A 749-nucleotide genomic window follows, 5' to 3' on the forward strand; every position below is an offset into this window, starting at 1 on the left:
GCCCGAACTCGCGCCGCTTCTCCCAGTCGATCAGGGCAAATTCCCGATTGCCGTACATGGCGTGCCACCGGGGATCTATCGTCAGCGTGTACTCCTCGCTGGCCTCGTCGTAGTCGAAGCCTGCAATCAGGTGCAGCGTGCGGGTTTTGCCAATGGACAGCTTGGGCTTGCCATCCGCCTTCGTGACCTCGATCACCAGCATGGCAAAGGAAAGCGCCTTCATCGTGCGGTGCAGCCACTTGTATTCGTAATTCCCGGTTTGGCGTCCGATCTCCCGGAGGAAGGCAGCGCGGTTGATGACAACCGGCGTTCCCAGCGGCTGGCGCTGGGCTTCCTTCATGCACTGCATCCACACGTCCGCCTGTGCTTCGTCCAGTTGCTCGCCCCAGAACCGGATTTCCGCATCGCCACGGCTCTGCAAAACGGGCTTGACCTGGCTATGTGGTTCGGCATCGCCCGCATGAATTCATCCATGCCTGGCAGGAACATTTGCCGGGGTGTTTCTGCGGCCTTCTGCTCGGCCTGCGCTGCCACTTCGGCGGCTTTTTGTTTGACCCACTCCAGCGGGTCGCGCTTGCTCTTGGTATCCTCAATATCAGCCATTTTGGCCTCCTACATAGGTCATTTTGGTTAGGCGCTGGCCGGGGGGTCTAGCCCCTGCCTGCGCCGCTTTTCAGGCTACACCGACACACGCCCCCCACGCCCTGCGGGCTGGGGGAAAGATCAACGCCCAAGGCTGGGGCCACGGT

General features: G+C 61.4%; 1 protein-coding gene and 1 pseudogene. Both read right to left on the bottom strand.

Annotated elements, in window-relative coordinates; translation table 11 throughout:
• Window positions 1–340 (bottom strand): annotated as a pseudogene (locus GHO03_RS24610) (hypothetical protein); the annotation flags it as partial.
• The gene (locus GHO03_RS24615) at window positions 337–603 is read right to left on the bottom strand and encodes a hypothetical protein (protein ID WP_153400699.1); all 267 of its coding nucleotides are present in this window, start codon (window positions 601–603) and stop codon (window positions 337–339) included. The pseudogene GHO03_RS24610 and the gene GHO03_RS24615, both read right to left, overlap by 4 nt.
• Window positions 604–749: the final 146 nt, after the last annotated feature.

Source organism: Pseudomonas sp. FSL R10-1339 (genome assembly GCF_009600545.1).
Classification (GTDB): domain Bacteria; phylum Pseudomonadota; class Gammaproteobacteria; order Pseudomonadales; family Pseudomonadaceae; genus Aquipseudomonas; species Aquipseudomonas bubulae.

Excerpts from the sequence above, each read along its gene's own strand:
- GHO03_RS24615 (WP_153400699.1), bottom strand. The coding sequence starts at position 603 with ATGGCTGATATTGAGGATACCAAGAGCAAGCGCGACCCGCTGGAGTGG.